Origin of the sequence: Prevotella sp. P3-92 (genome assembly GCF_002251205.1) — a bacterium.
Classification (GTDB): domain Bacteria; phylum Bacteroidota; class Bacteroidia; order Bacteroidales; family Bacteroidaceae; genus Prevotella.
In genome coordinates, this window is the sequence record NZ_NPJE01000053.1 from 1 (window position 1) to 8,059 (window position 8,059).

Genomic DNA, 8,059 nt, shown 5'->3' on the forward strand with positions numbered 1-8,059 from the left:
ACGCTATGTAAAGCGTTTTAGTAACACTTTTCCTGCATTGTAAAGTGATTCAGTAAAGGAATAAAATGAGAGTGAAGTAATTTAGTAAAATAACAAGAAAAGTGTAAAGTAGAATCAGTTAAAGTCACGAAATATTCGTTGATGATGCAAATTCATTGAGTTTGCTGCCCAAATTCATTGAAATTGCTGAGTAAATTCATTGAATTTGCTGAGCAAATACATTGAAATTGCTGAGAAAGGTATGCTGCGCGATGGGTCTATATGGCTGATATTCAAGACAAACGACCCTCTTCTCGATAACTATAATAACGTCCGTCGGTGATGACGATATGGTCGAGCATGAAGATACGCATGGTCTGGCAAGCCTTTCTCACCAGTTCCGTCAGGCGGTCATCGTTGCTACTTGGGCGATGGTTGTTGCTGGGATGGTTGTGGCAGATGGCAACTATAGTGGCATTGGCAAGCAAGGCCTCTTTCAGTATGATGCGCACATCGACCGCCGTTTCGCTGATGCCGCCATGGGAGAGACGCACTGCCTTGAGGAGATTGAAATTCTGATTCATGAGCAATGCCCATGCCTCTTCCACATCAAGGTCTTGCATCTTGGGGTGCATGTATTGATAGATCGCCTCTGCCGAATCGAGCTTAGGACGCACTTCTGCCTTTTCCATCTGGCGGCGCTTGCCCAGTTCGCATGCCGCCATAATGGTGACAGCCTTGGCAGGCCCCACACCTTTGTACTCCATGAGTTGGGCAATGCTGCGCTTGCCCAGCGTGTTGAGGTTGTTGTTACAGTCGTTGAGCACCCGTTTCATCAGATCGACGGCACTCTCTTCAGGGGTGCCCGAACCGATGAGAATGGCCATGAGCTCGGCATTGCTCAATGCTTCGGGACCCAGTCGCATGAGTTTTTCACGCGGTCGGTCGTCTTCTGCCCATTGGGTGATGCTGAGTTTGTCCATACGGATGCTACTCGACAGAGTAAGTTTATTTATAGAAATTCTTCTCGAAAGCCGTAAACTCGTCTTGCTTTCTGACACAGCGCTTCCACCAAGACTCTATGAATCCGAAGCCATATCCCATAAGCTGGACAAAGGCGGCGGGCACACTGAGGATGCCAACCTTCAGACTCTTGTTGCACACGGTGGAGTCGATCAGAATGATGAGTGAATAGAGTAGGATGGGAATCCACGGACAGACAAACAGCCACAGCCATTGGCCTTCGGGACAATAGTGCATCAGCGCACGGCCTACGGCGCTGGCAAGGATAAGGGCAATGACGCCTACGGTGAAGACCATAGGCAGCAGATGCACTAATTTGAGCGTGCCGGGATGGAGCTTCTCAAGATTGATGCGTGCTATGCCACTGTTATACACCTGGCGGAAAAACTTGCGGAAGTCGGTGCGGCGCTTATGCCAAACCCATGCTTCGGGGAAGAGTCGGGTGGAATAGCCTGCTTCTACTATGCGATAACTGAAGTCGATATCCTCGCCAAAACGCATCTTGGCAAATCCATTCAGATGTGCATAGACCTCACGACGAATACCCATGTTGAACGAACGGGGATAGAACTTGTCGAGTTTGGCTTTGCCACCGCGGATGCCGCCGGTGGTAAAAAAACTCGTCATCGAGTAGGAAATGGCCTTCTGGATGGCAGTAAACGAGGGATGTGAAGCGTCGGGACCGCCGAAAGCATCGACGGGATGCTGATTCAACTCGCGGTTGATGGCAGCAAGATAGCCGTCGGGCAATACCACATCGGAGTCGAGCACGATGATATAATCGCCTGCAGATCGCTCAGCACCATAGTTGCGGCTCATGCCGGGACCGCTGTTTTCCTTATTGTAATAATGCAAATCAAGGATGCTTGCGAATTTCTCGCAAACATCCTTGCATGGGATTTGTGATCCGTCCTCTACTACAATTACCTCAAAATCGGTCTCTGTTTGAGAGCAAAGACTCTCAAGCAACTCGCCTATCTCATCGGGGCGATTATAGACGGGGACGATGATGGAATATTTCATTTACTCCTTTACGCGGTTCAAGTAACTGCCGTCGCGGGTGTCAACCTGTACGAGGTCACCCTCGTCAATAAACAGGGGAACGCGAATCTCTACACCAGTCTCCAGTGTAGCAGGCTTGGTAGCATTGGTAGCGGTATCGCCCTTGATGCCTGGCTCAGAGTGAGTGATGCGAAGATTGGTCTTCACAGGCATTTCGGCAAAGAGGATAGTGTTGGTGTCGGCGTCGCTGACAACTTCTACGATATCGCTCTCCTTCATGAAATCAACACCGGTAATCAGATCCTTGGCAATGGGAATCTGGTCGAAAGTCTCTTGGTTCATGAAAATGTAGTCAGCACCTTCCTGATAAAGATACTGGTAGGGACGACGCTCCACACGAACGTCTTCAAGGGCTTCACCGATGTTGAAGCGCTTTTCCAATACACGACCGCTTACCACATCCTTGAGAGTAGTACGCATGATGGTGTTTCCTTTACCTGGCTTCACGTGGAGGAAGTCGATGCAGAAATAGAGCTTGCCATCCATGCGGATGCAGGTGCCCTTCTTGATGTCTTGTGATTTAATCATATTGTTTTATCTGTAAAATTGTAACTTCTTATGGCTTAGTTTGTAAAAAGCGGTGCAAAGTTACGAAGAAAATATAAAAAAACGGCTTTTTATGTGCTAAAAATCGTATAAAACTTGCGTATTTCGAAAATAATGCGTAATTTTGCAACCCGAATTGTGGAATAATAACAAAAATAAAAATATAATAAGACAATGAAAAGAACATTTCAGCCTCACAATCGTCGTCGCGTGAACAAGCATGGTTTCCGCGAGCGTATGGCAAGCAAGAATGGTCGTCGCGTGCTGGCTTCACGCCGCGCTAAGGGCCGTAAGAAGTTGACCGTATCTCACGAGAATCACGGTAAGTAAATGGCGGTTTCAGTAGGAGACGAAACAAGAACATAGAGAGACGACCCATGAGGTTGTCTCTCTTTTTTTTGTTTATTCATTTGGTAGTATGGATTATTCTTCGTACTTTTGCCCATTGGTTACACCTATTAATAATATATGAACGTCAAGGAATTCTTTGGAAAACTGTTCAGTCCCTATCTGTGCTTCCATCTGCTGGCTATGGCGGCAGTGGTCATACTCATCGTCGTGGGCATCAACGTGGGACTCAGTATATATACTAAGCACGGAGTGGGAATACCCGTGCCTGACCTGAAAGACATGGATTATAACAAGGCAGACCAACTGCTGCAACAAGACGGACTGAAAATTGCTGTCAGCGACTCTGGCTATGTCAAGACTCTGCCTGCCAACTGCATTCTCGCACAAAGCCCAGACTATGGCACAAAGGTGAAAGAAGGCCGCGTCATCTATGTCACGGTCAACTCGCCATCGTCGCCTACAATAGAAATACCAGACATTGTTGACAACTCAAGCTACAGAGAAGCTGAGGCGAAGCTCAAATCGCTCGGATTCAATGTGCTGCCTGCAAAAAAAGTAGCAGGAGAGAAAGATTGGGTCTATGGCATACTCTGCAGAGGAAGAAGAGTGGCTAATGGAGACCGCATCTCTATAGAATATCCACTCACACTCATGGTGGGAAAAGGTACCTACGATGACCAAGATGTAGATATAAACTATGTGGGACCCGATGCCGGATATGGCAACGAAACACAAAGTGGGGGAGATGTCGATGATTTTCAAGAAGTGACAGCACCATAACCATTGACCGCCAACGCCGATATAACGACTGTAATGAAAGATAAAAGCAACGAAATAAACGAAATAGGATACGACGAAATCGAAATGGATGACGATTTCGGACTCGATGCGGACCAACAAGGGAGCAACGGCGGACCTTCTGACGACGGACTGTATGAGCATTTGCGCATGGAAGTCGATAAAGGACAAGTGCCCGTGAGAATCGACAAATATATGTCGGAACATGTGCAGCACTCGTCCAGAAACAGAATACAGAAGGCTGCCGATGCGGGATATGTACATGTGAACGGCAATCCTGTCAAAAGTAACTATAAGGTCAGACCGGGTGATATCATCACGCTGATGCTCGACAGGCCACACCATGATACGTCAATCGTGCCGGAAAACATACCAATCGATGTGGTATATGAGGACGACCAACTGATGGTGGTCAACAAACCAGCAGGACTCGTGGTGCATCCGGGATGTGGAAATTTTACAGGAACACTCGTCAATGCCATAGCATGGCACTTGCGGGATCTGCCGACATACGACCCCAACGACCCCGCTGTGGGACTCGTACACCGTATAGATAAAGATACAAGCGGACTCCTCGTCGTGGCTAAAACACCAGAGGCAAAGACAGAACTCGGTGCCCAGTTCTTCAATCACGATACACACAGAAGTTATAATGCACTCGTATGGGGAAACCTTGCCGAAGACAGTGGACGCATAGAGGGAAATATAGGACGCGATCCGAAGGATAGACTGCGCATGGCGGTATTCACACCAGGCGGAGATATCGGTAAAACGGCGGTCACACACTATCGGGTACTGGAGCGATTCGGGTATGTGACACTCGTCGAATGCAGACTCGAAACTGGGAGAACACACCAGATACGTGCACACATGAAACATATAGGACACCCGCTCTTCGGAGATGAACGATATGGCGGAATGGAAATACTAAGAGGTGAACGCTCTGCATCCTATAAGGCGTTTATACAAAACTGCTTCAAAATATGTGGAAGGCAAGCGCTACACGCACGCACACTCGGATTTGTGCATCCTGTCACCAAACAGCAAATGGACTTCAATTCGCCATTGGCAGCTGATATGGAGGCGCTGATTGAAAAATGGCGCAAATATATGAAACCGGAACAACAAACAATATAACAACATACACGAATGATCAACAATTTGAAACGTGACATCGCCATCGTATGCGGTGGCGACTCTTCAGAACACGACGTATCGCTGCGCTCAGCACAAGGACTCTTTTCGTTTTTCGACAAAGAGCGGTATAATGTATATATCGTCGATGTAAAAGGACAGGACTGGAATGTGGAACTGCCCGACGGAACTACTGCGCGCATCGACCGTAACGACTTTTCTTTTGTGGAAAACGGAAAGGCTAAAACATTCGATTATGCCTATATCACCATTCATGGAACACCGGGAGAAAACGGTATCATGCAGGGATATTTCGACCTCGTGGGGGTGCCATACAGTACAAGTGGCGTGCTCGTTGAGGCTATGACTTTCGATAAGTTTGTGCTCAACCAGTATCTCAAAGGATACGGAGTGAGCGTGGCTGATTCCCTGCTCATCAGACAAGGATATGAAGAACTGGTGTCTGACGAGGAAATTGAGGCTCGTATCGGAATGCCATGCTTCGTAAAACCGGCTGCTGATGGATCGTCATTCGGTGTTTCCAAAGTGAAAAACCGTGACCAACTGGCTCCTGCTATCAGAAAAGCTATGATGGAAAGCTCGGAAGTGATGGTCGAACAGTATCTGGAAGGTACCGAGATTTCTATCGGTGTATATAAGACTAAAGAGAAATCGGTTGTGTTTCCTGCTACAGAAGTCGTGACAACAAACGAATTTTTCGACTATGATGCTAAGTATAATGGACAGGTACAGGAGATTACACCTGCCCGTCTGCCAGAAGATGTGACACGTCGCGTTAAAGAAATTACCAGTCATATCTATGATATCCTGCACTGCAATGGCATCATACGCATTGACTATATCATCTCTAAGGAGGGAAAAATTTCTATGCTCGAAGTGAATACAACTCCTGGAATGACACCTACCAGCTTCATACCGCAACAGGTTAAGGCTGCGGGACTCAAAATGAGCGACGTGCTCACCGATATTGTTGAAAACCAATTCTGATAAGAATATTATGGCTATTCCTGCTGAATTCGACGAGATAAGACCCTATGATACGGGAGAAGTGCAACAGGCTTTCAATGAATTGCTTGCTGACAGACAATTCTCGACCATGCTACGTGGCATCGTGCCGTGGCTGCCTAAATCATTGAGAAACGCTGTGCTGAAAATGGCTTTCATTGGGGTTAAGTCGCCACTCGACTTCCAGAAAAGGTTTATGAAACCTATCGTGCGACATATCATACGGAAGTATACGGACGGATGCACATTCGATGATAACTGTTTGCCACGCGATTTCAGTCTCCGATATACATTTGTCAGCAACCATAGAGATATCGTACTCGACTCGGCGCTACTCGACGTCATGCTTGTAAAAACGGGATATCCTACTACCGTGGAAATAGGTATCGGCGATAACCTCCTGATTTACCCATGGATAAAAAGGTTGGTGCGCATGAACAAGGCGTTTACGGTCAGACGGGGACTCACGCCAAAAGAGATGTTGCGCTCTAGCCAAATCATGAGCAGATATATACATTATGCGGTAACACAAAAGCATGAAAATATCTGGATAGCACAGCGTGAAGGAAGAGCAAAGGATTCTGACGACCGTACGCAGGATTCTGTACTGAAGATGTTGGCAATGGGAGGCGAGGGGAAACCTATCGATAGCCTCCGTGAAATCAATATCGTTCCACTCACCATCAGCTATGAGTTCGACCCATGCGATTATCTTAAAGCACAGGAATTTCAGCAGAAACGTGATAATCCGGCATTCAAGAAAAGTCGCCAGGATGATCTCGATAACATGAAAACAGGTATCTTTGGATATAAGGGACGTGTGCATTATCATTGTGCAGCACCCATCAATACATGGATCGACGAACTCGGTGATCTGCCAAAAACGGAGTTTTTTGCAGCACTCAGTAAGCGTATTGACCGTGAACTACATGCTAATTATTGTCTGTTCCCCTGCAATTACATCGCACTCGATGAGTTGGAAGGAACAAAAAAATATGCACAACATTATACCGAGGCGGACAAAAAACGATTCGAAGACTATCTCAAAGGACAATTGGAGAAGGTGAAAATCGCTAATCCTGACGAGAAATTCCTACGGGAACGCATGCTTACCATGTATGCAAATCCATTGCGCAACTATCTCAAAGCCAAAGCGGAGTAAACTGCAGCAGCTATAAGTTGGCGCATGACATATAATAAACGGAAATCTCTGGGGCTTCTTTCCGAAGAAAACCTCAGAGATTCCTTTTTTCTATCATACGACCTCCATCACTTCAATATAATGAAGGTAAAAGATTTCCAGATGGTTTGAATGTCATTTTCAGATATTCAAACGCTGACTTCTCAGTGGTTTTCCCCAGTTTCTTGGATATTCTTATGTACTTTCTTGGATATTCTTTCACAGCTCCCTGGATATTCTTTCGTAGTCTCCAGATCTCTTGGGCAACTCTATATATCATCTTTCAGACGTATGATTAGTATCCGGATCGTGTTCGATTGGTATTCGATTGTCGTTCGGCTTGTATTCGATTGCCGTTCGGCTTGTGTCCGATTGTTGTTCAATTGATGTTCTATAACGCTTTCTCAATACATTTCGAACACCACGATAACGTCATGTCTCAAAGCTTGTTATCCAACGAAGGTGTTCGAATGTTCGATTTTTGCTACCTCACGTGCGTGTGTGCATGCGTGCGTAATGCCTCAAGATTCTCATCTTACAAAGTCAAATGAGCATTTCGTTCAAGCAACCCTGACTTGATCATTTTATCATCATGACTTTCATTTTCTCTTCTCCAACCGCACCGTTCTTTGCACATTTCCGCAAAGCTTCCCTCTAAAAGTGAAACTTTGAAATAGCGGCATTGGTGCGTTTCAGGTGCTTTTTCAGCCATCGGAAATGAAGAAAAAGATTTGTGCGCGTCCACACGTCCTTTATATATAATAAATAAGGAGTTTCCGTTTTGCGGCTTGACAGAAATCAATCTCTGCAAAAAAGTTTCATGCAATCTGCATTTTTTTTCTCGAAAAAGTTTGGTAGTTCAGAAAAAAGCCGTACCTTTGCATCCGCTTTCAGGAATACAACACCTGACAAGCACTGAAGAAAGAGTTCTTTGAAAGATTTACATAAAACAGAGAAGTA

The 8,059-nt window shown here is 46.0% G+C and carries 9 protein-coding genes; 5 read left to right on the forward strand and 4 right to left on the reverse strand.

The features are described from left to right. Nucleotides 1–272: 272 nt before the first annotated feature. From radC to efp, 3 genes are read right to left on the reverse strand one after another with little or no spacing between them, the layout of a single operon-like run. Nucleotides 273–962, reverse strand: a complete 690-nt coding sequence (gene radC / locus CIK93_RS07480) for a DNA repair protein RadC (protein ID WP_094447040.1) — start codon at nt 960–962, stop codon at nt 273–275. Between the two features lie 25 nt (nt 963–987). Beyond that, nucleotides 988–2,025 (reverse strand): glycosyltransferase family 2 protein, encoded by a 1,038-nt coding sequence (locus CIK93_RS07485; protein ID WP_094391773.1) that lies wholly within the window; start codon nt 2,023–2,025, stop codon nt 988–990. Then, nucleotides 2,026–2,592 (reverse strand): elongation factor P, encoded by a 567-nt coding sequence (gene efp / locus CIK93_RS07490; protein ID WP_094391774.1) that lies wholly within the window; start codon nt 2,590–2,592, stop codon nt 2,026–2,028. 192 nt (nt 2,593–2,784) lie between these two features. On the opposite strand from efp, the gene rpmH reads away from it, so the two are divergent. The 5 genes from rpmH to CIK93_RS07515 all read left to right on the forward strand — a co-directional run bounded on the left by rpmH (nt 2,785) and on the right by CIK93_RS07515 (nt 7,081). Next, on the forward strand, nt 2,785–2,940 hold the full coding sequence (gene rpmH / locus CIK93_RS07495; protein ID WP_094391775.1) for a 50S ribosomal protein L34: 156 nt from the start codon (nt 2,785–2,787) through the stop codon (nt 2,938–2,940). Nucleotides 2,941–3,078: 138 nt separating this feature from the next. Next, nucleotides 3,079–3,741 (forward strand): PASTA domain-containing protein, encoded by a 663-nt coding sequence (locus CIK93_RS07500; RefSeq protein ID WP_094391776.1) that lies wholly within the window; start codon nt 3,079–3,081, stop codon nt 3,739–3,741. A 33-nt stretch (nt 3,742–3,774) separates the two neighbouring features. Next, a complete protein-coding gene (locus CIK93_RS07505) occupies nt 3,775–4,896 on the forward strand; it encodes an RluA family pseudouridine synthase (RefSeq protein ID WP_254046764.1) in 1,122 nt (373 codons plus the stop codon). Nucleotides 4,897–4,911: 15 nt separating this feature from the next. Then, entirely contained in the window at nt 4,912–5,901 is a 990-nt protein-coding gene (locus CIK93_RS07510; protein WP_094435498.1) for a D-alanine--D-alanine ligase, read from the forward strand. Between the two features lie 10 nt (nt 5,902–5,911). Beyond that, nucleotides 5,912–7,081 carry an acyltransferase gene (locus CIK93_RS07515; protein WP_094391777.1) on the forward strand — a complete coding sequence of 390 codons (1,170 nt, stop codon included), beginning with the start codon at nt 5,912–5,914 and terminating at the stop codon, nt 7,079–7,081. Nucleotides 7,082–7,634: 553 nt separating this feature from the next. Here CIK93_RS07515 and CIK93_RS13665 read toward each other — a convergent pair. Further along, entirely contained in the window at nt 7,635–7,811 is a 177-nt protein-coding gene (locus tag CIK93_RS13665) for a hypothetical protein (RefSeq protein ID WP_158215490.1), read from the reverse strand. Nucleotides 7,812–8,059: the final 248 nt, after the last annotated feature.